This is a genomic window from Agromyces aerolatus, assembly GCF_031432255.1.
Taxonomy (GTDB): domain Bacteria; phylum Actinomycetota; class Actinomycetes; order Actinomycetales; family Microbacteriaceae; genus Agromyces.
Genome location: NZ_JAVKGQ010000027.1, coordinates 1 through 24,291, shown reverse-complemented (window position 1 = coordinate 24,291; position 24,291 = coordinate 1). Strand labels below are relative to the sequence as shown.

Sequence of the window (24,291 nt, the reverse complement as noted above, 5' to 3'; positions counted from 1 at the left end):
CTCATCAAAGGCCTCTCCGACGCCGGCGGCGAACCCGCCGGCATCCACCAGGTCGCGTTCGCGGGTCTCGCGGGTCTCGGCGTCTACCACGAGATCTCGGGCCGCCGCGTGCTCACGGAGCACGACTTCCTCGACGTCGACCCCTGCGGCGTGTTCAACCGCTACCACTCGAACCGCAGTCAGGTCTTCGCGTTCCGCGAGCCCCCTGAGGCCGCGGTCGCGCTCATGGACAAGCTCGCCGGCGCGTTCGACATCCTCACGGCGAAGGCCCGCCCCGGCGTTCGCGTCGGCGACGTGTGCGCCGAGCTCTACGCCTACTACCAGGACGCCGGCGTGTTCGAGTTCAACGAGAACATCTGGATCGGCGGCTACGAGATGGGCATCGCCTTCCCGCCCGACTGGGTCGGCGAGTGGAAGTTCACCGTCGTCGGCGGCGAGGACGACGACCGCGTCTTCGAGTCGGGCATGGTGACGAACTTCGAGAGCATGTGCGGTCTCGGCCTGCTCGACACGTTCATCATCGACGACGACGCCACGACCGTCCTCTCCAAGCTGCCCCACGAGTTCATCGTCGTCTCCAACTAGAGACGGCGGGATCCGGCCCACCCGGCCGCGCACCACCGCACACCCGCACCACCCGCACCACCGCACGACCTGCATCACCAGCACCACAGCACCACCCGTGTCCCCCCGAATGTCACCCAACCACCACAGGAGAGTCCCATGCGAAACCTCCGTCCTCTCGCCACGATCGGAGCGCTCTCCGTCGCGATGATCGCCATGACCGGCTGCGCGAGCGACTCCGGCGGCGGCTCCGGCTCCGCCGAGGCCGGCGACGACAAGCTCGTCATCGCCAGCTGGGGCGGCGCCTTCACCGAGGCGACCCGCACCAACCTCGCCGAGCCCTTCCAGGAAGAGACCGGCATCCAGGTCGAGATCATCGACGTGCCCGGCACCCAGGTCACGCAGATGCAGCAGATGGTCGACGCCGACGATGTCCAGTGGGACATCATGGACAGCCTCGGCGCGGCCGACGCGTTCTACATGTACCAGGAAGGCCTCATCCAGGAGCTGCCGGCCGAGCTCAGCACCTCGCTCACCGAGACCCTCGGTGAGGAGAAGATGAGCGAGTTCGGCTTCACGTTCGCGAACCTCGGCTACGTCATCGCGTGCAACAACGCGTCCGGCCAGGAGTGCCCCGACTCGCTCGAGGGCTTCTTCGACCCGGCGGCCTTCCCCGGCAACCGCGAGATCCCGGGCGAGTACTACAGCCAGCTCGCGGCAGCCCTCGTCGCGGCCAGCGGCCAGGACACCATGAGCGAGGACATCGACCTCGGCGCGGCGCTCGCGCAGCTCGAGCAGGTCGAGCCCGCCACGACCGTCTGGTACACCAGCGGCGACCAGCAGGAGCAGGTGCTGCGCCAGGGCGAGGCCGACTTCGGCCTCATCTACAGCGGCCGTGCGTACAACCTGGTCGACGAGGGCCTGGACATCACGGTGAACTGGTCGGGCGTCTACGACCCGGGCTACACCGCGATCGCGACCGGTGCCCCGAACCAGGCCGCCGCTGAGCAGTTCATGCAGTGGGTCGCCGAGAACCCCGAGGCGCAGGCCGGCTTCGCCGAGGACATGAGCTACGGCGTCCCGAACGCCGAGGCCCTCGAGGTCATGCCCCAGGAGGCCGCCGAGCGTCTCGCCGACTACCCCGCGAACTTCGAGCAGCTCGTGCAGCAGAACTTCACGTGGTACCTGGCGAACAAGGAAGCGGTCGACACCGGCATCCGGAACGTCGTCCAGGGCGGCTGATGACCTCCACTCGCGCTCATGACGCGAAGGGTGCCACCCGGTCCTCCGGGTGGCACCCCCATCTCGGGCCGTGGCAGGGGCTGCTGTTCGCAGCCCCGGTGCTCATCGCCATCGCGTTCTTCGTCGTCTACCCGCTCATCCAGCTCTTCGTCCAGGCGTTCTCCGACGGCGCCGGACCCGAGCGCTTCGCCGAGGTGTTCACCGACCCGGTGAGCGTGCGGGCGCTCACCACCACCATCTTCGACAGCCTGATCGTCGCGCTCATCGCGGTGCTCGCGGGCGGCCTGATCGCGTGGACGCTGCACGCCACGACGCGTCGCTGGCTCCGCGTGCTGACCTGGATCGCGCTGCTCATCCCGTTCACCATGGGCACGATCGTCAAGAACTACTCGATCCTGCTGCTGCTCGTCGCGAACGGCCCGATCAACTCCGCGCTGCTCGGTCTCGGCTTCATCGAGCAGCCCCTCCAGCTGCTCTACACGCCGGTCGCCGTCGTCTACGGCATCGCGTACTCGCTGCTGCCCTACGCCGGGCTCACCCTCTACTCGGTGTTCTCGCACGTCGACCACAACCTCATCGCCTCGGCGAAGGTGCTCGGCGCGACCCGGATGACCGCCCTGCGCACCGTGATCTTCCCGATCGTCCGCGGCGGCATGCTCACGACCGCGGCGCTCATCTTCGTGCTGTCGCTCGGCTTCTACGTGACCCCCGTGCTGCTCGGCGGGCTGCGCTCGCCGTTCCTCGCGACGGTGATCAACCAGCAGATCTTCACGCTGTACGACTTCCCGGGCGCCGCGGCGACCGCGATCGTCGTGCTGCTCATCGCGCTGATGGCGCTCGGGGCCGCGATCCTGGCCGGCGGGCGGAACGCAGGAAGGCAGATGCTGCGCTGATGGCCAGTCAACCCGTCCGTCCGTCGGAGCGCGTGTTCTCCGTGCTCACCGGCATCGCGATCGGCGCGATCATCGTCATCGTGCTCGCGCCGGCGGTGCTCGCGGTGGTGCTGTCGTTCTCCACCGACTCCGCGATCTCCTTCCCGCCGAAGAGCTGGGGCTTCGATCGCTACGTCTCGTTCTTCACGTCCCCGCAGTGGACCGACCCGCTGTTCCTCTCCATCAGGCTCGCGCTCATGAGCGCGCTCGTCGCGCTCGTCGTCGGTCTCGCGACGTTGATCGCGGTGCATCGCTCGCGGCTGCCGTTCCGCGGCGGCATCGAGACGCTCAGTCTCGTCAGCCTGGTGCTGCCGGTCTCGGCGTACGCGGTCGCCATGTTCGTCGTGTACTCGGCGACGGGCCTGCGCGGCAGCGAGATCGGGATCGTCCTGATGTACGCCATGCTCGGCCTGCCGATGGTCGTGCTGATCGGCGGTACCGCGATCCGGCAGCTGAACGGCGACGTCGAGCTCGTCGCGAACGTGCTGGGCGCGTCGAAGTTCCGCGCGTGGGGCGGGCTCACCCTGCCCATGCTCGCGCCGGCGTTCGTCGCGAGCTTCGCGGCCGCGTTCCAGCTCGCGTTCGAGGAGGCCGTGTTCATCGACTTCCTCGGCGGGCCGGGTCTGAAGACGCTGCCGAAGGCGATCTCGGACTCCGTCCGGTACGGCAGCGATCCGGTGATCACCGCGATCGCCGCCACCCTCGTGATCATCACCACCATCTTCGTCGCCATCCCGCTCGGCGTCGCCAGAGGAAGAAAGCATGACTGACACCACACAACCGGCCGTGCGCCTCGATCAGGTCAGCCGCCTGTTCGGTTCCGACTACGCCGTGCAGGATGTCTCGCTCGACGTCGCGCAGGGCGAGCTGATCTGCCTGCTGGGCGCGTCGGGCTCGGGCAAGACCACCCTGCTCCGCATGATCGCGGGCTTCGACTCCCCCACGAGCGGACGCATCATGCTCGGCGACCGCGACGTGTCGAGGCTCGCGCCGTCGCGCCGCGAGATCGGCATGGTCTTCCAGAACTACGCGCTCTTCCCCACGCTCACGGTAGAGAAGAACGTGGAGTACGGGCTGCGCATGCGCGGCTGGTCCTCGCGCGACCGCTCGCGACGGGTCGCCGAGATGCTCGAGCGCATGCACCTGTCCGCGTTCGCGAAGCGGCGCCCGTCGCAGCTCTCGGGCGGTCAGCAGCAGCGCGTGGCCATTGCGCGGGCGCTCGCGTACTCGCCGAAGCTCATGCTGATGGATGAGCCGCTCGGCGCCCTCGACAAGGCGCTCAAGCAGGACATGCTCCGCGAGATCCGCGAGGTCCACCGCGAGTTCGGCACGACCATCCTCTACGTCACGCACGACCGTGAGGAGGCCCTGACGCTCGCCGACCGGGTCGCGATCATGCGCAACTCCAAGCTCGTGACCTGCACGCCCGTGACCGATCTCTTCCTGGCTCCGCCGACGGCGTACGCGGCGGAGTTCTTCACGGGCGCGAACCTGATCCCCGTCGACCGGCTCCCGGGCGCGACCGAGCGGGACGGCGCCGACCTCGTCGCCTCGGTGCGCCCGCGCGATGTCGCGCTGGGCGCCGCCCAGCGGGGCTGGACCCTGCAGGGCACGGTGTCCGACAGCATCTTCCTCGGCGATGACGCCTCCCTCACGGTCGACCTGAACGGGTTGACGGTCGTCGCGCAGGTGCCCCTCGCCGCCGCCGCCGCCAAGCCCGTGGGCAGCCCGGTGAGCATCGCCGTCGAACGATCCAGCATTCACGTTCTCGAAGACGACAGGAAGTGACCCGATGAGCGCCGTCGGAACCATGGCGACCACCAGCATCCCGAGCGGCAGCGGACCGATGTGGTTCGCCGACCCGAAGCGACCCGCCGCACGAGGCCGTCTCGACGGCCCCACGAGCGTCGACGTGCTCGTGATCGGTGGCGGCTACACCGGCCTCTGGACGGCGATCCGGATCGCGAAGGAGCGCCCCGGCGCGAAGATCCTGCTCGTCGACGCCGAGCGGGTGGGCGGTGCGGCCTCGGGCCGGAACGGCGGCTTCGTCTCGTCGAGCATCACCCACGGTCTCGCGAACGGGCTCCGGCACTGGCCGAAGGAGATCGACCAGCTCGAGCGCCTGGGCCGCGAGAACCTCGACGGCATGCAGCGCGACCTCGAGGAGTTCGGGGTCGATTGCAGCTTCGAGCGCGTGGGCAAGATCGCCGTGGCCGTGCATCCGCACCAGGTCGAAGAGCTCCGCGCGGGCGTCGAGACGGCGGCGCGCCACGGCAAGACCACGCACTTCCTGTCGCGCGACGAGGTGCGCGCGCGGGTCGACTCGCCGACGTATCTCGCGGGAGTGTTCGACCCGACCGGCAATGCGCTGGTGAACCCGGCGCGCCTCGCGTGGGGCCTCGCGGACACCGCGGAGCGGCTGGGCGTCACCATCGCCGAGCACACGCCGGTGCGCTCCATCCAGGACCGCGGCGCGGTCGTCGAGGCGGTGACCGACGCGGGCACCATCCGGGCGGCGTCGGTCGTGCTCGCGACGAACGCGTTCCCCGCGTTGCTCAAGCGGCTCAGTCTGTACACCGTTCCGGTGTACGACTACGCGCTCGGCACGGCGCCGCTCACGCCCGAGCAGCTCGCGTCGATCGGCTGGAGCGGCCGCGAGGGGCTCACCGACGCCGGCAACGAGTTCCACTACTACCGGCTCAGCGACGACAACCGCATCCTCTGGGGCGGCTACGACGCGGTGTACCACTACGGCAGCCGGATCGCGCCTGAGCTCGACGAGCGGCCGAAGACGTTCGAGCTCCTGGCCGAGCAGTTCTTCGAGACGTTCCCGCAGCTGTCGGGGCTCGGCATCGACTTCGCGTGGGGCGGCGTGATCGACACCTGCACGCGGTTCAGCCCGTTCTTCGGGACCGCGCTCGGCGGCAAGGTCGCGTATGCGATGGGCTTCACGGGCCTCGGCGTCGGCTCGACGCGGTTCGCCGCAGACATCGTCGCCGACCTGCTCGCGGGCCGTGACTCCGAGCTCACGCGTCTGAAGATGGTGCGTTCCAAGCCGATCCCGTGGCCGCCCGAGCCGCTCCGCGCGTTCGGCATCGAGGTCACCAAGAAGTCGCTCTCCGCCTCAGACCACAACGGCGGCAAGCGGAACCTGTGGCTCAAGGCGCTCGACGCCGCCGGGGTCGGGTTCGACTCCTAGCGCGCCGCTCCGGGCTGGTCGCCGCCGGGCCGGCCTGCCTCGCCGTGCGCGAGGTCAGGCCGCCCAGGCGGCGATCAGTCGCTCGGCCGAGGTGCGGAACTCGACCGGGTCGCCGGCACGCAGGCCGAGCCGCTCGCCGGCGTCGGCGACGGGACGGGCGGGCTCGTCGCTCCAGAGCACGGCTTCCGAGTCGTCGGCGGATGCCTCACCCCACGCCTGTTCGAGCGCGACCTGCCCGACCGTGTGGGCGAGGAGCGCGTGCGCGGCCCGCGCGGCGTCGTCGACCGTGAGACCGGCGTCGGCGAATCCCTGCCCGAGCCGCTCGATGAGCGCCATCGTGCCCGAGCCCGCGACGCCGTGCCCCGTCACGAGCGTGACCGAGCCCGGGTGGTCGCGCAGCCGCTCACGAAGCTCGACGGCGGCGCCGAGCAGGCGGGCTCGCGCCGCATCCGTCTCGCCCGAGGCATCCGCCGTCACGCCCGCGAACAGCTCGTCGACCATGGCGCGCAGCAGGTCCTGCTTGCTCGGGAAATAGGTGTACATCGCGGTCGGCGTCAGGCCGAGCGCGCCGGCGACGCCCCGGATGGACACGGCGGCGAAGCCGCTCTGCTCGAGGATCTCGAACGCGGCGGCGACGATGTCGGACTGTGCGAGGCTTCGGCGGGGGCCCGGCCTCATGCCGGCAGCGCCGCCTCGATCGCCGCGATGACGGCCGGGTCGTCGGGCTCGGTGCGAGGCCGGAACCGGCTCACCGTGCGGTCGGGCGCGACGAGGAACTTCTCGAAGTTCCAGGTCACCCGGCCGGCGTTGCCCTCGGCGTCGGGCGCCTTCTTCAGCTCGGTGTACAGCGGGTGCTCGTGCTTGCCGTTGACGCGCACCCGGTCGACGATGGGGAACGTGATGCCCCAGGTCGTCGAGCAGTACTCCGAGATCGCCTCGTTCGTCGACAGCTCCTGCAGGAACTGATTGCTGGGGAAGCCGAGCACCGTGAGGCCGCGGTCGGCGTACGTCTGCTGCAGCTGCTCGAGCTTCGCGTACTGCGGGGAGAGCCCGCAGCGCGAGGCGACGTTCACGATCAGCACCGCCCGCCCGGCGAATGCGGCGAGCGAGGTGGTGCCGCCGTCCATGGTCGTGATGGGGATCTCGTCGAGGCTCGTCACGTCGCTCACCGTAGCGCACCCGCCCGGACGGCGGCTTCGGTTCTGGTGGTCGCACCGAGCTTGCGGAGGATCGCCGACACGTGCACGCTCGCCGTCTTGCCGCTGATGAACAAGCGCTCGCCGATCTGCTTGTTGCTGAGCCCTTCGGCGACGAGGGCGAGGACCTGACGTTCGCGAGGCGTGAGCTCGAGGCCCGCGTTCGCCGACGAGGCGGGCGGCGGCGGCGCATCGCCGACGGTGAGCGCGCTCGCGGCGGCGACCGCCTCGATGCGCGCCCTGACCAGCCCGATGCCGTGGGTCTGCGCGAGCTCGAACGCGGTCTGCAGCGTCGCGCGTGCCGTCGTGCGGTCGCCCGCCGCGAGCTGCGCCTCGGCGAGCCGCAGCAGGGCGTAGGGCTCGAGGAAGACCGGGGTCTCGGGCGCGAGCGCGGCCCGGTGCGCATCGCGCCAGGCCCGGTCACGCCCGACGACATCGGCGTGGTCGACGAGCTCGGCCTCGAAGAACGCCGTCCAGAGCGGTGCGGTCGGCCAGAACGAGGCGCGCGCGATCAGGTCGCGGAGCACGGCCTCGGCGTCTCGGCCGGCCGCGTCGGCGAGCTCGGGCACCGATGCGGTCTCGCGTCGTGCCTCGGCGAGCACGCGTGCCGCCGCCCAGAGGTAGGGCAGGGCGTAGCCCGGATGCGGCAGCAGCGGCTCGTCGACGAGCGGCGCGACGGCCCGCCACGCGCCCTCGAGATCACCGGACTCGAGCGCGAGCTCGGTCGCGACACGGCCGACGCTGAGGCGCGCCTGCATCTCGAGGTCCATGACCGACGACCAGGCCGCGCGCGAGGAACGGTACAGGTCGGATGCCTCGTCGAGCTCGCCGCGCCAGACGAGCGACCAGATCCGTGCCCGCACGAGATACACCGTGAACGAGGTCGGCGGGTCGAGGCCGAGCGCGCGCTCGACGAGCTGGTCGGCCCGCGACCACTCGCCGAGCGCGAAGAGCGGGTCGACGGCGTTCGACGCGAGGATGACGCCCGAGCTGCGTTCGAGCCCCTGCTCGCGCGCCCGCGCGAGCCCTTCCTCGGCGGTGCGCACGGCCCGGTGCATCTGGCCCACCAGATAGTGCAGGTCGCTCGCGTTCGTCCAGTACCGCAGCAGCGCCGACCCGTCACCGCGCGCGAGCTCGCGCGCCTCCTCGAGACCGGCCAGCCCCTCGGCCACCTCGCCGCGCTCCGCACGGCTCACCGAGAGGATGTTCATGGCGACCGACGCGGCCCGAGGAGCGTCGGCCTCGCTCGCGAGCGCGAGCGCCTCGTCGGCGACCTCGACCGCCGGCCCGAACTCGCCCGCGATCATGAGCCGGCCGGCGAGCGCGATCAGCACGGTCGCGCGGAACTCGCGCGATACCGGGTCGTCGAGCGCCTCGATGCGGTGCAGGGCCTCCCGGAGCAGCTCTGCCGAGCCGGGCCGACCGAGACTCGAGAGCACCAGCGCCTGGTCCCGGAGGAGCCTCGGCACCTGTGCGTCGTCATCGGGGCACTCCTCGAGCGCCGCACGGATGAGCGAGAGCGAGCGCTCGCTCTCGCCCGCGTTCCGCAGGTGCGAGGCCGTACGCCCCATGAGCTCGATCTTGCCCATCCCCGCGACCCGCTCGGCCTCCGGCACGACCTCCCACAACGAGATGGCCCGTTCGCCGAGCTGCGCCGCGGACGCGTACGCCGCGGCGGCCCGCGCCTCGCGCATCGCTTGGATCGTGGCGGGGAAGGCCCGTACCGCGTCGTGGGCACCGAGCCAGTGGAACGAGATCTCGGCCGCGAGCCGGCGTGTGCCGGTCGCCGAGGCCAGCTCGTACGCCTCGGCGTACCTGGCGTGGAACCGGGTGCGCTCGCCCGGCAGCAGATCGGCGAGGATCGCCTCGCGGACGAGGGCGTGCCGGAACCCGTACTCGTCGCCCTCGACGGTCAGGACGCCCGCGATCACGGCCTCACGCGCGGCCGCATCGAGCTCGTCGGGCGAGCCCCGGTGCACCGCCGAAAGCAGCGCGTGCGAGACCCGGACGCCACCCGTCGAGATGAGCCTGAGCAGCTCTTGGCTGGACTCGCTGAGCCGCTCGTACCGCACGAGGAGCAGGTCGCGGAGTGTGGCCGGAAGCCCGATCTCATCGCGGCACCCGTCGATGCCGATGAGCTCTTCGACGAAGAACGGCACACCCTCACTGCGCTGGTACACGCGCTCGATCGCGGCCTCGCTCGGTGCCGACGCGTCACCGGGCGGACCGCCCAGCAGCCGGGCCAGCCGGCCGACCTCTGCCCGGCTGAGCCGGCTGATCTCGCGGCGCTCGACGCTGCGGTCGCGCTCGGCCTCGGTCAGGAACGCGCGCACCGGGTGGCCGCGGCCGAGGTCTTCGGTGCGGTAGGTGAGCACGAGCAGCACACGGCCGGCCGTGAGCGCACGCATGAGGAAGCGCAGCAGCGCGAGCGAGGCCGCATCGATCCAGTGCAGGTCTTCGACGACGAAGACGATCGGTCGGTCGCGCGACAGCGTCTCGAGCAGGACGGCGATCGCCTCGTGCAGCTGCCCGGTCGCGGCCGCCCCGGCGGCCGCGGGCCCGGCGGGCTCCGGCTCGCCCGACGCGAGCTCAGGCAGGAGCGCCGTGAGCGCGGCGCGCCCCGGACCGACGGAGGCGAGCACGGCCTCCGGGCCCACGTCGGCGACGAGCGCTCGCAGCGCCGCCTTCACGGGCGCATACGGCGCGGCGACGTCACCGAGGTCGACCGACTGGCCCGCGAGCACCCGCACGTCGGCGCCGCAGCGGCGCGTGAACTCCAGCAGCAGACGAGTCTTGCCGATGCCCGCCTCGCCGCCGAGCACCGCGGTGCGCGGCACGCCTTCGCGCACCGCCACCAGCGAGCTCTCGAGCCAGGCCAGGTCGGCCTGCCGGCCCACCATCTCGGGGCTCGACACCGACGTCGTCACCTGTTCATGGTCCCATGGGCCGCCGACATCGGCGCGGCGACCCGGGACGCGAACCTCGGCGGTCGCCCGGGCGCGCGCGGTGCCAGGCGCCGACCCGGCCGCCGGCGCTCCGTCGGTCACCGAGGGGCGCCTGCTCACCGCAGCGCGAGCCGCGGTGCGCGCGCCGGCCGCCGGCGGCGACTCCTGAGCGAGGCCTCGGGTGCCTCACCCTCGGGCGCGACGCGCTCGGCCGCTCGGCGGCGACGCTCGAGCTCGCGCTCGGCGTGCCTGAGGTCGGCGTCGTGAAGCTGCAGGACGAGGAGTTCTGCCGAGAACTGCATGATGGCCTCCGTGATCGAGATGCCTCAAGCGTGCGCGCTAAGGCGCCCCCGGCTCATCGGGCGATCGCCCTATTTCGGGCGGGCCGGGTCTCAGACAGACGGCACCTCAGGAAGATCAGGCGAACCGAACCGGCATCTGCCGGTAGCCATCGCGGCGAAGCTGCACGAGCGACGCAGCGATCCCCGCCACGACCAGTGCACCGAGTACGAAGATGAGCGCGAACATGACGCACCTCCTTTCCGAGTACCGAGCCTGCTGGGCGGGCGAGCCGACGTCGTCAGCGCGCCCCCGGAACCGGGAGACACCACCCCCCAAGGGAGCACCCGGACACTTCATCAGGCGATTTCCCGAAGACACTGTTAATATACTAGAAGTGCGTCCATCATGTCCATGGCGAGTCGCTCGCGCGTGGACGCCCGGGCCGTCGCCTGCATAGAGTGGGCGGAGTGAAACGAGCGGGAGACATGTGAGCGCAACGACGAGACGCCGAGGCATCCTGCTCGCCGTCGTCCCCGCGACCCTCCTGCTCGCCGGCTGCTTCCCGCAGTCGCCGCCGCCCGCAGAGACCGTCATGGTGACGGTCACGGCGACGCCTACGCCGACCCCGGCGCCCGCGCCGCCGCCGGCGGCCGCACCAGAGCCCGCACCGGCCCCCGAGCCGGTGCCCAACGCACCCGCGCCCGTCTACGAACCCGGCCCGGCCTACGACACCGGCCCCATCACGGGGGCCTCGGGTGCCGCGGTCTTCGACGACGCCGGCATGCCGGTCCGATACACCGTCATGGAGGGCGACAGCTTCTTCGACATCGCCCAGCGCTTCGAGGTGCCGCAGCAGCAGCTGCTGCGCATGAACCCGCAGATCCACGACTTCGGCGAGACGGTCTACATCGGCCAGCAGATCAACCTCGACTGGACGAAGGAGGGGCTCGGCTGATGCATCCGGTCGTGGTGCTCGACCCGTGGAGCCCGTGGCCGCTCGCGTTCCCCGCCGCCGTGCTCGTGCTCGGCGCGGTCCTCGCGATCGCCGGCCGCGAGCGCCGGTGGGTGCGCGAGATCGGGTACGTGCTCGTCGTCGCCGGACCGCTCGCGGCCGCGGCCATGCTCGGATTCCTCTCCGGCACCTGGGACCAGGCCCAGCGGTTCGACGCGATGATCGAGCTGGGCTACGAGACCCCGACCTTCTCGGGCGGCGAGGGCATCGTCGGCGGCACACCGGGTGCGATCGACTTCGCCGCGACCCGCGACGGGGAGCGCGTCGAAGGCCAGCTCGTCCCGCTCGGCGACGCGCAGTGGCAGGTCGTCGAGGCGCCCTGAGCGGCGCCCGGGCGGAGCGCCCGGGGTAGCGTGGACACGTGCTCACTCCGCCTGTGACCCCGAAACGACCGATCCAGCGCGAGCACCACGGCGACGTGGTGGTCGACGAGTACGAGTGGCTGCGCGTCAAGGACGATCCAGCGGTCATCGCGCACCTGCACGCCGAGAACGCCTACACGAAGGCCCGCACCGACCATCTGAGCCTGCTCACCGAGCAGGTGTTCGAGGAGATCACGCATCGCACGAAGGAGACCGACCTCTCGGTCCCGACGCGCGAGGGCGCGTGGTGGTACTTCACGCGCACCGTCGAGGGGATGCAGTACGGCATCCACTGCCGCGTTCCCGCCGGGGCCGACTGGGAGCCGCCGGTGCTGCCCGAGACCACGGGCGACGAGCTGACGGATGCCTCGTACGCGGCCCTGCCCGATGAAGAGGTCCTGCTCGACGAGAACGCCGAGGCCTACGGCCACGAGTTCTTCGCCCTCGGCAGCTTCGACGTCACCGGCGACGGGTCGCTCATGCTCTACGGCGTCGACGTCGAGGGCGACGAGCGGTACACCGTGCGGTTCCGGGCCCTCGACGGATCCGGCCGCGACGTCGACGACGTGCTCGAGGGCACGGCGGCGGGCGCGGTGTTCGATGCCACCGGACGCTACGTGTTCTATGCGACCGTCGACGACGCGTGGCGACCCGACACGATCTGGCGGCATGAGATCGGCACCCCGCGCGAGGCCGACGTGCGCGTGTTCAGCGAGCCCGACGAGCGCTTCTGGCTCGGCGTCGGCCTCACCCGCAGCCGCCGGTTCATCGTGATCGAGGCCGGATCGAACGTGACGAGCGAGACCTGGTTGCTCGACGCCGACGACCCGGCCGGCGAGTTCCGGGTGGTCTGGCCGCGCAAGGACGGGGTCGAGTACGACGTCGAGCACGTCGTCGCGGGCGGGAAGGACCGGCTGCTCATCGTGCACAACGACGGCGCCGTGAACTTCGAGCTGGTCAGCGTGGCCGCCGACGACCCGCGGGGCGCCCGGCGCATGCTGCTGCCGCACGACCCGGCGGTCCGGCTCGAGGGCGTCGACGCGTTCCGCGACTTCGTCGCCGTCGAGTACCGGCGTGACGGCCTGCCGCGCGTCGCGATCGCGAAGGTGCCGCAGCAGGGCCTGCCGGACGACGCGACGCCCGACGACACGCTGCACGAGCTCGAGACGGACGAGACGCTGTTCTCGATCGGCGTGAGCGGCAACCCCGACTGGAACCAGCCGACGCTCCGCATCGTCGGCACGAGCTTCGTCACGCCCACCAAGGTCATGGACCTCGTCGTCGAGACCGGCGAGCGGCGCCTCCGCAAACAGCAGCCCGTGCTCGGAGAGTACGACGCCACGCGGTACACGCAGCGCCGCGAGTGGGCCGTCGCCGACGACGGACGACGCATCCCCGTGTCGCTCGTGTACCGCGAGGACCTGGTGCAGTACGGCACACCCGCCCCAACGCTGCTGTACGGGTACGGATCGTACGAGCACTCGATCGACCCGTCGTTCTCCATCCCGCGACTGAGCCTGCTCGATCGCGGCATGATCTTCGCCGTGGCGCACGTGCGCGGCGGCGGCGAGATGGGCCGGCTCTGGTACGAGGACGGCAAGAAGCTCGCCAAACGCAACACCTTCACCGACTTCGTGGCGGTCGCCCGCCACCTCATCGACGAGGGGGTCACCGCCTCCGACCGGCTCGTCGCGCAGGGCGGGAGCGCGGGCGGACTGCTCATGGGCGCCGTCGCGAACCTCGCACCGAAGTACTTCTCGGGCATCCTGGCCGAGGTGCCGTTCGTCGACCCGCTCACCTCGATCCTCGATCCGTCGCTGCCGCTCACGGTGATCGAGTGGGACGAGTGGGGCAACCCCGTCGACGACCCCGAGGTGTACGCGTACATGAAGGCGTACTCGCCGTACGAGAACGTGCACGGCAGCGGCGACGGCGGCTCCCACTACCCGCCGATCCTCGCGGTCACGAGCCTCAACGACACACGCGTGCTCTACGTCGAACCCGCCAAGTGGGTCGCGCGGCTCCGCGACGCAGGTGCCGACCCGCTGCTCAAGATCGAGATGGCCGCGGGGCACGGCGGCGTGTCGGGTCGCTACGCGGCCTGGCGCGAGCGCGCGTTCGCCTCCGCGTGGGTGATCGACCGGGCGAGGGCGCACCCGAGCGGCGAGTGAGGGTATGAGGGCTGTCGGATGTCGGCGGCCGGTGCCAGACTGACCGCCATGTCCATCCTCGCAGCGCTGCTGGAACGCCTGCCGGGTCGCGCTCACGGGCCGGGCTCGGCCGAGTACGACGCCGGTCGTACCGTCTTCGCCGGGGTCGGCGAGCCCGAGGCCGTCGTGCGACCGAAGTCCGCGGCCGATGTCGCCGAGGCCGTACGTGCGGCCATCGAGTTCGAGCAGCCGATCGCCGTCCGCAGCGGCGGTCACGGCGCGATGCCCGCGACCGAGGGCGTCGTCGTCGACCTCGCCGAGCTCTCGGGGGTCGAGGTGCACGACGACGGCACGGTGAGCGTCGGCGCGGGCGCGCACTGGGGCGATGTCGCCGCGGCGCTCGCGCCGCACGGGCTGGGCGTCAGCTCTGGCGACACGCTCGATGTGGGTGTCGGCGGGCTCGCGCTCGGCGGCGGCATCGGGTGGCTCGTGCGCACGCACGGCCTCACGATCGACGCCGTCCGCGAGGTCGAGGTGGTGACCGCGGCGGGCGCCGTGGTCGTCGCGAACGACGAGTCGCACCCCGATCTGTTCTGGGCGCTGCGCGGTGGCGGGGGCAACTTCGGGCTCGTCACGCGCTTCCGGTTCTCGGCGGTCCCGGTCGACGGCCTGGTCGGTGGGCAGGTCGCGTTCGACCAGTCCGACGTCGGCGCCGTGCTGCGCGCCTGGCGCGAGGTGACGGCGGCCTCGTCAGACGAGCTCAACTCGACCCTCCTCGTGCTCCCGCCGTTCTCGCCCGAGCTCCCCGCCGGCCCCCAGCTCGCGGTGGCGTACCGGGGTACCGAGGCCGAGCTGCGCGACCTGCTCGCACCCCTGCTCTCGCTGCCCTCGGTGTCCGAGGTCTCACTCGGGCCCGTCGCCTACGGCGACCTGCTCGAGGCTGCTCCCCCGGGCAAGCCGCCGTTCCGGTTCGTCGGCGGCAACGGCTTCGCGCCCGAGCTCTCCGACGAGCTGCTCGAGGCCTGCGAACAGGCCCTCGCGGCCGGTACGCCGACCATGCTCATGCTCCGGGCGATGGGTGGGTCGTTCACCCGGGTGGCCCCCGACGCCACGCCCATCGCATTCCGCGACGCCGAGGCCCTGGTCATGGTGAACGGCATCCTGCCGGCCGACGCCTCGGAGGAGCAGGCCGCGCTCGCCCAGCTCGAGCTCGAGCGCCCGCTCGAGTTCACCTCGGGCCGATACTCGAACTTCACGCAGGAGTACGGCGACGACGTGCTCGAGACGATCTATCCCCCGGCCACCCTCGACCGGCTCCGCCGGATCAAGGCGCAATACGACCCCGGGGACGTGTTCCACGGCCTGCACCACATCGCCCCCGCCTGACGTTCAGTTATCTGAACGGCGCTGCTAGACTGTCCATTAAACTGAACGAAATGGACAGTCCGATGAGCGAGCTCTCGCTACCTGAGGCGGTCGCCCGCATGCCGTACAGCAAGACCGACCTTGCTCGCCGCGCGGCGGTGTCCCGGACCACCGTGCTCGCGGTGAACGACGACCCGTCGCGCGCGCGTGTGGACACGCTCCGCGAGCTCGCATTGGCCCTCGGGTACGACCTGTCGATCGTGCTCGAACGCGCCAGCGATCCTCTGGCCGCTGCGGCGGCACGCGTGATGCTCGGCGATCTGACCCTAGAAGGCCAGAAGGACGGCGCTGAGCTCGAGGCGTGGATCGACCGGCTGAACCGCTACTCGGCGGGCGAGTCGATCAGCATCATCCCCGAAGCGGCGCGCCTGTCGAGTGCACAGCACCGGTCGGGCCGCCATCTGCTGGCCGGACGCGTCGACGCCGACCGCCTCATCTCCGCCGGCCGCGCCTCCGAGGCGCGTTGGGTCCTCTCCGGGTCCGCATCACTGGACGCACTCGGCGCCGAGACCGGCCGGACCGTGGTGCTCTGGTCCGAGCACGCGAATCGGGTCGCGGAGCTCCTCGCCGACACCCACCGGCGGGTCCGCGTCGTGACCGCGGCCGATCTCGTCGTGGCGCCGGCCCACGCCACCGTCTTCGAGGGCTCGACCACGATCGAAGACGTCAATCTGGTGAGTCCGATCCAGGGGATCATCGATGCATTCGCGAACGGCGGCGTCGACCGCGAGATCGCCGAGTCCATCGTCAGGAGCTGGTGAGCCATGTCCGAGACGTCTCATCGGGGCGTGCCGCGACCGGCGTACGTCCGCCGCCCCGGTTCTCCTCCCGATTCTGGACCGTCCGCGACGCCCGCCGCCGACACCGGAGCGGCATCGACGCGCGACCTCCTCGGGATCACGTGGGATTGGGCCGGGATCGACGTGAGCACCATCGGCGGGTCGGGCGAGGTCGATCGCGCGCGCGCACGATTCCGAGCGAACCTGCCCGTCATCATCTGGGATGCCGCGCGACTGGAGGGGAACACGTTCACGCTCCCCGAGGTCCAGACCCTCCTCGACGGTGTCACCGTCGAAGGCAAGCGGATCGAGGAGCAGCAGCAGGTGCTCGCCCTCAACGACGCCTACCGCGAACTCGATCGGCTGGTCGCCGCCGCGGAGTTCTCGCTGGACAAGCCGACCTCCGACCTGCTGCATCGTCTCGTTGCCCGCCATGAGGCGATCGAGTCGGGAAGCTTCCGCGGCGAAGGCTCGGTGACCGGTGGCGGTTCGGTCCGGCTTTCGACAGGCGGCGTCGTCGCCGACCGAGAGCACGGTGATCGCGGAGCACTGCTCATCGACGCGTACCAGGACCTGCTCGACTTCTGCGCCGGTGTCGACGATGCCCGGCGGCGCGCACTGATCTACGCCGCAGCGGCCACCCGCCACCAGCTCTATTTCGACGGCAACACGCGCACCGCCAAGCTCATGGCCTCAGGCGTGCTGATGTCGGCCGGCTTCGACGCGATCTCGGTCCCGTACACACGCCTCTACGAGCAGAACGTCTCGCTCGACCGGTTGTTCACGACCGACGACGCGACGTCGTATATGCGCCTGCTGGCCGACTGCGCTCGTTGAGTGGAACGCGGCGGAGACTCGCGGACGAGACTCCAGGTCGGAGAGAGCCAACGCCGCGGCTCAGGCGTCCGCCGGGGCGAGTTCGGTGACCTCGCCCAGCGAGGTGTATCTGGGCCCGGCGAGCCGGCCGATCGGCCGGAGGAGCTCGGTCACGATTCGTCCGTTCCGCATGACGGCGTCGTCGATGTTCCAGGCGACGACCCGCCCACCACGAACTGGCCGCCCGTGGGGCTGAACTCGACCGTGCGCTCATGGACGCATTCCATGCTGATCGGCGCCCGGGCGAGGCGGGGCACATCGATCATGGTGGAGGGCGCACCCGGCAGACCGAGCGCCTCTGCCTCGCTCACGTGGGCGTCGAGGAACGCCGAGCTGGCGTGCAGCTCGTCGAGCAGGCTGTCGTCGGCGATGTTCACCACGAACTGGCCGTCCTCCTCGATGTTGCGGACCGTGTCCTTGAGCCCGTCGCTCCGCCGGTTCGCGGTGAACCCGAGCATGGCCGGATGCTGGCTCACCCAGGTGAACGCGCTGAAGGGCGCCAGGTTGAGCGGCTTCGGCGGCCGACCCGAGGTGATCCATGCGATCGGGCGCGGCACGACCGAGCCCACCAGCAGCTGGTAGGTCTCCTCCGGATCGAGTTCGGACGCCTCAACGAACACGAGCGCGCACCTCCGGCCTCACCGTCATCCTCACCCGACGAAGCCCGCGAACGGGTCGTTCTGCGCCGCGCGCTGCTCGGCGGCACGCCGGACCGCGAGGTCGAGGTCGTCGGCGAGCTCGCGCATACGCTCGTGGCGCGCGAGCTCGTACTCGGCGTCGACGACGATGTCGGGCCACTCGCGGTCGAGTCGCTGCTCGATGACGCCGGCGACCTCGTGCCACGCGGCGTCGCGCGCCCGGGTCGCGAACTCGAGCAGGTACTCCTGGTCCTCGCGGCGCTGCCAGAGCTGCTTCGCGACCTCGGCGGAGACCTTCTCGCGTCTGCGCAGGTTCAGCGCGTCGGCGCGGTGGTAGTCGTGCTGGTGCACCGAGCGGCCCTCGCGGCGCGACGCGAGCTCGCGCTCCTCGGCCGAATGCTCGGCGGCCTCGTCGGCCTCCTGCACGAGCTCGTAGAGCACCTCTCGGGCGGCGGCCGCCGCGCGTTGGTCGTCGTAGGGCTCCTCACCGCGGAGCGCCTGCACGATGAACCGGTTCTTCAGCGCGAGCCGGCCCGCCGCCTCGGCCATCATGAGCCCGTCCTCGACCATCTCGTCGAACGGCGCCTGCACCACCTCGGGCAGCGCGGAACGGTCGAACGGCTTGAACTTCCGCCGTTTCCGCCGCTCGAACCAGCGCACGCGCACTCACCTCCACACCTCGCAGGGCACCCCTTCCGAGCCTACCGAGCCCGGCGCTTCGGCGGCGCGTCAGCGCAGCTCACGAGACCCTCAGCGCACGTTCACCCGGCGAGCTGTTCGAGGAAGGTCAACGGCACCCCGCGCCGTTCCGGGTCGGCCGTCGCGACCGCGGCGACGAAGCCGTCGCGGCGCACGAGATAGACGCGGTCGGCGCGCAGCACACCGTGCACGTCGGGCGGGAACGTGTGCCCGTCGATGCGAAGATCGCGCGCGAGCCGGTGCACGAGCGATGCCGGCGCGCCGTATCCGTGCACCTGCCAGGTGAACGCACGCAGCGCGACCCGGTTCTCGCCCGACCACGGCAGGCGGCGGCCGACGAGGTCGTCGGCGGGGGTCTGTGCTGCGGCGCCGCCAGGCGGGGTCATCCGGTAGCGGATGCGCGTCTGCGAGAGGTACCCGAACAGCCGGCGCCCGCCGACGAGCCAGGGCACGACCCTGATGAGGAGCGGACCGAGCGCGGGGAAGAGCCGGCCGCGCACGAATCGCGCCCGCCGGCTCTCGGACGTGATCGCCGCGAAGATCCGGTCGGTCGTCTCGACGAGCGTCCTGCCGACGGGGCGGCGTTCGGCTTCGTAGCGGTCGAGGCGCGCGTCCGGCATGCCGCCGATGAGCACGTCGGCGAGCGCGCACGCGAGATCGTGCGCCTCCTGCAGGCCCGTGTTCATACCCTGTCCGCCGACCGGCGAGTGGATGTGCGCCGCGTCGCCCGCGAGGAAGCAGGGACCCACGCGGAACCGCTCGGCGAGCCGATGATGCACCCGGTACGTCGCGAACCAGGTGCGGTCGCGGTAGGTCACCCCGAAGGTCCGCTCGAGGCGCTCGCGCGTGTCGGCCTCGGAGACCGTGCCGTCCGCCGCGAGATCCCGGTCGCGCACGAGCCCGAGCAGGCGCACGCGCCCGTCGTCGCCCATCGGGAAGGCGAGGAGGAGGTCGTCCTCGGCCACACGGAGGTTCACCGCGTCCGGCACGTAGCCGGTCGCGCCCACGGCGTCGGCGACGAAGTAGGTGAGCGGGTTCGTCCGCCCGGTGAACGGCACCGCGAGCGCCTCGCGCACCGGCGAGTGCGCCCCGTCTGCGCCGACGCAGTACCTTGCCCGGATGGTGACCGTGCCCTCGGGGCCCTCGAGCGTCGCGATCGCGCCGGCGGCGCGCGCCGCGCCCGCGGCGTCGGCGGCGATCTCGTCGCTGCCCTCGCCCAGCAGGCGTAACCCGGTGAGCCGGTGTCGCCAGCGGATGCTCCGGCCTTCGGCCACGATCAGGTCCGCGAGCATGGCCTCGTTGCGGCTCTGCTCGAGGCCGAGCACCTCGGCGAACGCGCTCACCCGGGCGCCCGCGCGCCCGAACCCGAACCTCCCGAAGGGCCGGGCGCCGGCTCCGGGCACCACCGCCTCGATCGGATGCCCCTCGGCGATCGCACGCCCCGCGATGCCGAGCTGGTCGTACACCTCGAGGGTGCGGGCCTGCACGACGAGCGCCCGCGACTCGCGGGTCGGGCCGGCCTTCGCGTCGACGATCTCGGCGGCGACTCCGAGGCGGGCGAGGCAGGCGGCCAGCATGAGCCCGGTGGGGCCGGCTCCGACGATGAGCACGTCGGTGGAGATCGTCTGATCGGACATGCCGCATACTCTGGCACCGCGCGGGCGTCGCGGCCAGCACCGGGCCGCATCGTCGCGGCCAGCGCCGCATCGTCGCGCGGCGCGCTCAGAGCAGCAGGTCGGCGGGCTCGGTCATTTCGCGCCAGCCCGCCGCGAGGAGCGTCGGCGGGAACCGGTCGGCATCGACGAGCGCGGGCATGGCGAGACCCGTGAGCGCGGCCAGATCCGCGATCGGCACCTGGAAGGTGCGGAACGGCCCGAGCGCCGGCACTCCGGCCGGGCCGGCCGCCGTGGCCCCGGGGTCGGCGACCTCGACCAGCGGCGTCTGATCCAGCACGAATCCCGCCGCCGCGAGCTCAGCGCCGTCACGCCAGGCCGCGATCTTCCAGAACCGCAGGGGGATGCGGATGCCCCGGTAGGGCGGGTCGCCCGGCTCGAGCACGGGGGCCGTGAAGACCGACAGCCGCTGCCGGTTCACATCGGCGAAGGCGAGGACGTGGTCCTCGAGGCCGAGCCAGAGCTCCTTCGACTGGTTGAAGCCCGACGCCTGGGGCGCCGCGTTCGGGTACTGGAACGTGTCGGCGTTGGCGCGGGCGGCGACCGCGGGCTCACCCCAGACCGGGTCGCGCCGGCGGACGAGGTGCCCGCGATCGAGGTCGTTCGCGGCATAGATCTCGGCGCCGGCCTGCTGATCGGCGGGCACCCGTTCGTCGAGCGCCCACCGGTCACCGCCGCGGGGCACATCGACGAGGGCCGCGCCGTCGAGGTTGACGCCGGTCACTCGCGCGAACCGTCGGCCGGTGTCGAGCACGACCGTGAAGTGCACGTAGTCGAGGTCGACGTGCGCTTCGGCGGCACGCTCGGCCACGCGAGGCATCGGGCAGGCGAGACCGAGGAAGGCTGCGTCGAATCCCATGGTCTCGATTGGATCATACACCCACCGATATACCGGTGGGTGCGGTCGAGGGTCGGCGGGCGTAGCATGACGCCACCAGCAGCGCGGCGGGGGTACGGGGGCGTCGCTCGTCCGGTGCAGGAGGCACTTCATGGCGACCGATCACACGCCTGCGCACGACCCCGTCGACGAGCTCGAGAACGAACGAGAACGCACCGCCGACGAGATGCTCGCGGTGCAAGACTTCTCGAGCGAAGAACACGGGTACCACAAGACCCTCAAGCCGCGGCAGATCCAGATGATCGCGATCGGCGGCGCCATCGGCACGGGGCTGTTCCTCGGTGCGGGCGGCCGCCTCGAGTACTCGGGCCCGGCCCTGGTCATCGTGTACGCGGTGTGCGGCTTCTTCGCGTTCCTCATCCTCCGGGCACTGGGCGAGCTCGTGCTGCACCGGCCGTCGTCGGGCTCGTTCGTCTCGTACGCGCGCGAGTTCTACGGCGAGAAGATGGCGTACGCCGCCGGCTGGCTCTACTTTCTGAACTGGGCGTTCACCTCGATCGTCGACGTCACCGCCGCGGCGCTGTACGTGAAGTTCTGGGCGCAGTACTGGCAGCCGCTGCAGGCCGTGCCCCAGTGGGTCATCGCGCTCGTCGCACTCGTCGTGGTGCTCTCGCTCAACCTCGTCTCGGTGAAGGTGTTCGGCGAGATGGAGTTCTGGTTCGCGGCGGTCAAGGTCGCAGCCCTCGTGATCTTCCTCGTCATCGGTGTCGTGTTCATCGTCATGGGCGGGCAGACCGATGCGGGCGCCACGGGATTCTCGGTCATCGCCGAGAACGGCGGCTGGTTCCCGACCGGGGCGATCGCGCCCATCCTCGCCATCTCGGGCGTCGTCTTCGCCTACGCGGCGATCGAGCTCGTGGGCACGGCGGCGGGCGAGACCGCCGAGCCGCGGAAGGTCATGCCGCGCGCGGTCAACACGGTCGTGCTCCGCATCGCGGTGTTCTACATCGGCTCGGTGCTGCTGCTCTCGCTGTTGCTGCCGTTCACGCTCTATCAGGCGGGTGAGTCGCCGTTCGTGACGTTCTTCTCGCATCTCGGCTCGCCCGAGGCCGCGGCCGTCTCGGCCTCGGTCATGAACTTCGTCGTGCTCACCGCCGCACTCTCGAGCCTGAACGCGGGCCTCTACTCGACCGGGCGCATCCTGCGCTCGATGGCCGTGAACGGCTCGGCGCCGCGCTTCACCGAGCGCATGAGCGGTCACGGCGTCCCGTACGGTGGCATCCTGCTCACCGCGGTCATCACCCTGTTCGGCGTCGGGCTGAACGCGCTCGTGCCGTCGCAGGCGTTCGAGATCGTGCTCGAGATCTCCGCGCTCGGCATCGTGGGCGGCTGGGCGACGATCATCCTGTGTCAGCTCAAGCTGCACCGGTGGGCCGCGCAGGGGCGCATCGAGCGACCGGCGTTCCGGCTCTGGGGCTCGCCGTACACGGGCTATCTCACGCTCGCGTTCCTGCTGTTCGTGCTGATCTCGATGGCCTTCTCCGAGACCGGCCGCTGGGTGCTCGCCTCGATCGTGGTGATCATCCCGCTGCTCGTCGTCGGCTGGTTCGCCTTCCGCACACGGATCGCCGCGGCGGCGGCCGCCCGCGAGGGCCACACCGGAACGTTCCCGGTGGTCGCCGAGCGCCCCGCGTTCGAGGCTGGCCGCCGCGACGACCGCCGCGACGACACGAGCTGACCACCGCGATCGGGCCACGCCGGTCGCGTCGAGCACGGGCGAGCGGATGCCTCCGGCCGACGTCGGCCGGAGGCATCCGCCGACCTGATCAGGCCGCGAGGTCGCGCGTGGCGCGCGCCAGGTTGGCCTCGAGCTCGTCGCGGTTCTGCCGCACGACGTATGCGGGCTGGTCGCGCTCGACGCGCCAGCTCTCGTCGAGCGAGCCGACGTTCACGGTGTCGAACCCGAACTCGTCGTACAGCCTCGTCACGAACTCGACGGCCTCGTCGAAGTCGCTCGCGGTCGCGAGCGCGCGGCGGCCGGGGGTGCCGGCGGGCGCGCCGGTCGTGCCGATGTCGCTCGCCATGATGTGGTTGAACGCCTTGGCGACCTTCGACTCGGGCAGATGGGCCTGGAGCAGGCCCGAGGTGGTCGCGCGGCCCTCGTCGAGCGCGGCGATGCGGCCGTCGCGCTCCCAGTAGTAGTTGTTGGTGTCGAGCACGATCTTGCCCGCGAGCGGCGCGACCGGCACGTCGGCGAGCGCCTTGAGCGGCACCGTCACGACGACCACGTCGCCTGCGGCGCCCGCATCGTCGGCGGTCGCCGCGGTGACCCGCGGTCCCAGCTCGGCGACGAGGTCGGCGAGCGTCTCGGGACCGCGCGAGTTGCTGAGCACCACGTCGTAGCCGAGATCGCTGAGCTTGCGGGCGAGCGCCGTGCCGATATGTCCGGCGCCGATGATTCCGAATCGTGTCTTGGTCATGTGGTCGGCAACGCGATGCACCCGGCCGGCATTCCGCATTCGCGTCCCCGCGCCGGAGATATTGAACTTTCTGGTTCAGTGTCATACACTGAGCCACATGGTTCACCAACAGGTCCTCGACCAGACGTTCGCCGCCCTCGCAGACGAGACGCGGCGAGGCATCCTGACCCGGCTCGGCGACGGCCCGGCGACGATCAGCGAGCTCGCCGAGCCCGCGGGCATGACCCTCACCGGGATCCGCAAGCACGTCGACGTGCTCGTCGACGCCGGCCTGGTCGAGACCGAGAAGGTGGGCCGCACACGGCACTGCCGCCTGGGCACTGAGCGATTGGACGACGCGATGGCCTGGATCACCTTCTACCAGCGCCTCTGGGAACGTCGGCTCGACGGACTCGAGGCCTACTTCACCCTCCGCCGCGGGGCGGACGAGAAAGGAACGGAACGATGAGCGAGACCACGAGCGAGACCATCGGCCTGCGGATGTCACGGCGGCTGCCGGCGACCCCCGAGGAGGTGTTCGACGCCTACACCGACGCCGAGCAGCAGAAGATCTGGTTCTCGATCCTCGACGAGGAACCCGGCGTCGTCGAGATCACGGTCGACCTGCGGGTCGGCGGGAAGCAGCTCGCCAAATGGGGGCCGAGCGCCGACCAGCTGTTCTGGGAGGAGCAGACGTTCCTCGAGATCGACCGGCCGCACCGCCTGGTCACCGAGTCGAAGGGCGGCACGCCGGACGGCGACACGATGACGACCCGCATCGAGGTGACCTTCGAGGCGGTCGACGGCGGCACGCTCATGTCCGTCGTGCAGACCGGCTTCCCGACGCCCGAGGTGCGCGACTTCTTCGAGACCATGTCGTGGGTGGGCGCCTTCGACCGCATCGAGGCCTACCTGTCGCGTCGGTGATCGCCGCCGGGTCGCGCACCCCGTGACGGATGCCTCGGGCCGTGAACTGGTCCCCAGATGTTGGACTGGCCGAGTAGGAGCTTAGGGCTACGC

24 protein-coding genes are annotated in these 24,291 nt (G+C 71.1%); 15 read left to right on the top strand and 9 right to left on the bottom strand.

What is annotated here, in order from left to right; genetic code table 11:
• The 6 genes from RH864_RS18910 to RH864_RS18885 all read left to right on the top strand — a co-directional run.
• Positions 1-585, top strand: a 585-nt coding sequence (locus tag RH864_RS18910) for a M24 family metallopeptidase (RefSeq protein WP_310519132.1), incomplete at its 5' end; no start/stop codon positions are given.
• A gap of 138 nt (positions 586-723) precedes the next feature.
• A complete protein-coding gene (locus tag RH864_RS18905; protein WP_310519131.1) occupies positions 724-1,806 on the top strand; it encodes an extracellular solute-binding protein in 1,083 nt (360 codons plus the stop codon).
• Positions 1,806-2,699, top strand: coding sequence for an ABC transporter permease (locus RH864_RS18900; protein WP_310519130.1), 894 nt, complete (start codon positions 1,806-1,808; stop codon positions 2,697-2,699). Before RH864_RS18905 ends, RH864_RS18900 begins: the two co-directional genes overlap by 1 nt.
• Positions 2,699-3,508: an ABC transporter permease gene (locus RH864_RS18895; protein ID WP_310519129.1), complete on the top strand. Its 810-nt coding sequence runs from the start codon at positions 2,699-2,701 to the stop codon at positions 3,506-3,508. Before RH864_RS18900 ends, RH864_RS18895 begins: the two co-directional genes overlap by 1 nt.
• Positions 3,501-4,526 carry an ABC transporter ATP-binding protein gene (locus RH864_RS18890; RefSeq protein WP_310519128.1) on the top strand — a complete coding sequence of 342 codons (1,026 nt, stop codon included), beginning with the start codon at positions 3,501-3,503 and terminating at the stop codon, positions 4,524-4,526. The genes RH864_RS18895 and RH864_RS18890 overlap by 8 nt, the downstream gene beginning before the upstream one ends.
• Before the next feature lie 4 nt (positions 4,527-4,530).
• Entirely contained in the window at positions 4,531-5,937 is a 1,407-nt protein-coding gene (locus RH864_RS18885) for an NAD(P)/FAD-dependent oxidoreductase (RefSeq protein WP_310519127.1), read from the top strand.
• 54 nt (positions 5,938-5,991) lie between these two features.
• Here the strand turns inward: RH864_RS18885 and RH864_RS18880 are convergent, their stop codons facing one another.
• The 4 genes from RH864_RS18880 to RH864_RS18865 are packed head-to-tail and all read right to left on the bottom strand — an operon-like array spanning position 5,992 to position 10,380.
• Positions 5,992-6,615, bottom strand: coding sequence for a TetR/AcrR family transcriptional regulator (locus RH864_RS18880; RefSeq protein ID WP_310519126.1), 624 nt, complete (start codon positions 6,613-6,615; stop codon positions 5,992-5,994).
• Entirely contained in the window at positions 6,612-7,064 is a 453-nt protein-coding gene (locus tag RH864_RS18875; RefSeq protein ID WP_396130020.1) for a glutathione peroxidase, read from the bottom strand. The genes RH864_RS18880 and RH864_RS18875 overlap by 4 nt, the downstream gene beginning before the upstream one ends.
• Positions 7,065-7,102: 38 nt before the next feature.
• A complete protein-coding gene (locus RH864_RS18870; RefSeq protein ID WP_310519124.1) occupies positions 7,103-10,180 on the bottom strand; it encodes a helix-turn-helix transcriptional regulator in 3,078 nt (1,025 codons plus the stop codon).
• A 14-nt stretch (positions 10,181-10,194) separates the two neighbouring features.
• Complete coding sequence (locus RH864_RS18865) at positions 10,195-10,380, bottom strand: hypothetical protein (RefSeq protein WP_310519123.1); 186 nt, start codon at positions 10,378-10,380, stop codon at positions 10,195-10,197.
• Between the two features lie 467 nt (positions 10,381-10,847).
• Between RH864_RS18865 and RH864_RS18860 the strand changes: the two genes are divergently transcribed.
• The 6 genes from RH864_RS18860 to RH864_RS18835 all read left to right on the top strand — a co-directional run bounded on the left by RH864_RS18860 (position 10,848) and on the right by RH864_RS18835 (position 16,925).
• A complete protein-coding gene (locus RH864_RS18860; protein WP_310519122.1) occupies positions 10,848-11,315 on the top strand; it encodes a LysM peptidoglycan-binding domain-containing protein in 468 nt (155 codons plus the stop codon).
• On the top strand, positions 11,315-11,695 hold the full coding sequence (locus RH864_RS18855) for a hypothetical protein (protein ID WP_310519121.1): 381 nt from the start codon (positions 11,315-11,317) through the stop codon (positions 11,693-11,695). The genes RH864_RS18860 and RH864_RS18855 overlap by 1 nt, the downstream gene beginning before the upstream one ends.
• 38 nt (positions 11,696-11,733) lie before the next feature.
• A complete protein-coding gene (locus RH864_RS18850) occupies positions 11,734-13,905 on the top strand; it encodes a S9 family peptidase (protein ID WP_310519120.1) in 2,172 nt (723 codons plus the stop codon).
• A 48-nt stretch (positions 13,906-13,953) separates the two neighbouring features.
• Positions 13,954-15,270 (top strand): FAD-binding oxidoreductase, encoded by a 1,317-nt coding sequence (locus RH864_RS18845; RefSeq protein ID WP_310519119.1) that lies wholly within the window; start codon positions 13,954-13,956, stop codon positions 15,268-15,270.
• Positions 15,271-15,320: 50 nt separating this feature from the next.
• Complete coding sequence (locus RH864_RS18840; protein ID WP_310519118.1) at positions 15,321-16,070, top strand: helix-turn-helix domain-containing protein; 750 nt, start codon at positions 15,321-15,323, stop codon at positions 16,068-16,070.
• A 162-nt stretch (positions 16,071-16,232) separates the two neighbouring features.
• On the top strand, positions 16,233-16,925 hold the full coding sequence (locus RH864_RS18835; RefSeq protein ID WP_310519117.1) for a Fic family protein: 693 nt from the start codon (positions 16,233-16,235) through the stop codon (positions 16,923-16,925).
• Between the two features lie 149 nt (positions 16,926-17,074).
• On the opposite strand, the gene RH864_RS18830 is transcribed toward RH864_RS18835, so the two are convergent.
• The 4 genes from RH864_RS18830 to RH864_RS18815 form a co-directional block, all read right to left on the bottom strand.
• On the bottom strand, positions 17,075-17,584 hold the full coding sequence (locus RH864_RS18830) for a flavin reductase family protein (protein WP_310519116.1): 510 nt from the start codon (positions 17,582-17,584) through the stop codon (positions 17,075-17,077).
• Between the two features lie 30 nt (positions 17,585-17,614).
• Positions 17,615-18,262: an asparagine synthase gene (locus RH864_RS18825; RefSeq protein ID WP_310519115.1), complete on the bottom strand. Its 648-nt coding sequence runs from the start codon at positions 18,260-18,262 to the stop codon at positions 17,615-17,617.
• Between the two features lie 101 nt (positions 18,263-18,363).
• On the bottom strand, positions 18,364-19,938 hold the full coding sequence (locus tag RH864_RS18820) for an FAD-dependent monooxygenase (RefSeq protein WP_310519114.1): 1,575 nt from the start codon (positions 19,936-19,938) through the stop codon (positions 18,364-18,366).
• A gap of 85 nt (positions 19,939-20,023) precedes the next feature.
• Complete coding sequence (locus tag RH864_RS18815; protein WP_310519113.1) at positions 20,024-20,833, bottom strand: DNA/RNA non-specific endonuclease; 810 nt, start codon at positions 20,831-20,833, stop codon at positions 20,024-20,026.
• 205 nt (positions 20,834-21,038) lie between these two features.
• Between RH864_RS18815 and RH864_RS18810 the strand changes: the two genes are divergently transcribed.
• The gene (locus tag RH864_RS18810; RefSeq protein WP_310519134.1) at positions 21,039-22,550 is read left to right on the top strand and encodes an amino acid permease; all 1,512 of its coding nucleotides are present in this window, start codon (positions 21,039-21,041) and stop codon (positions 22,548-22,550) included.
• Positions 22,551-22,638: 88 nt separating this feature from the next.
• On the opposite strand, the gene RH864_RS18805 is transcribed toward RH864_RS18810, so the two are convergent.
• The gene (locus RH864_RS18805) at positions 22,639-23,352 is read right to left on the bottom strand and encodes an NADPH-dependent F420 reductase (RefSeq protein ID WP_310519133.1); all 714 of its coding nucleotides are present in this window, start codon (positions 23,350-23,352) and stop codon (positions 22,639-22,641) included.
• 37 nt (positions 23,353-23,389) lie between these two features.
• Here RH864_RS18805 and RH864_RS18800 point away from each other — a divergent pair, with 37 nt between their 5' ends.
• On the top strand, positions 23,390-23,740 hold the full coding sequence (locus tag RH864_RS18800; RefSeq protein WP_310519112.1) for an ArsR/SmtB family transcription factor: 351 nt from the start codon (positions 23,390-23,392) through the stop codon (positions 23,738-23,740).
• Positions 23,737-24,198 (top strand): SRPBCC family protein, encoded by a 462-nt coding sequence (locus RH864_RS18795; protein ID WP_310519111.1) that lies wholly within the window; start codon positions 23,737-23,739, stop codon positions 24,196-24,198. The genes RH864_RS18800 and RH864_RS18795 overlap by 4 nt, the downstream gene beginning before the upstream one ends.
• Positions 24,199-24,291 lie beyond the last annotated feature (93 nt).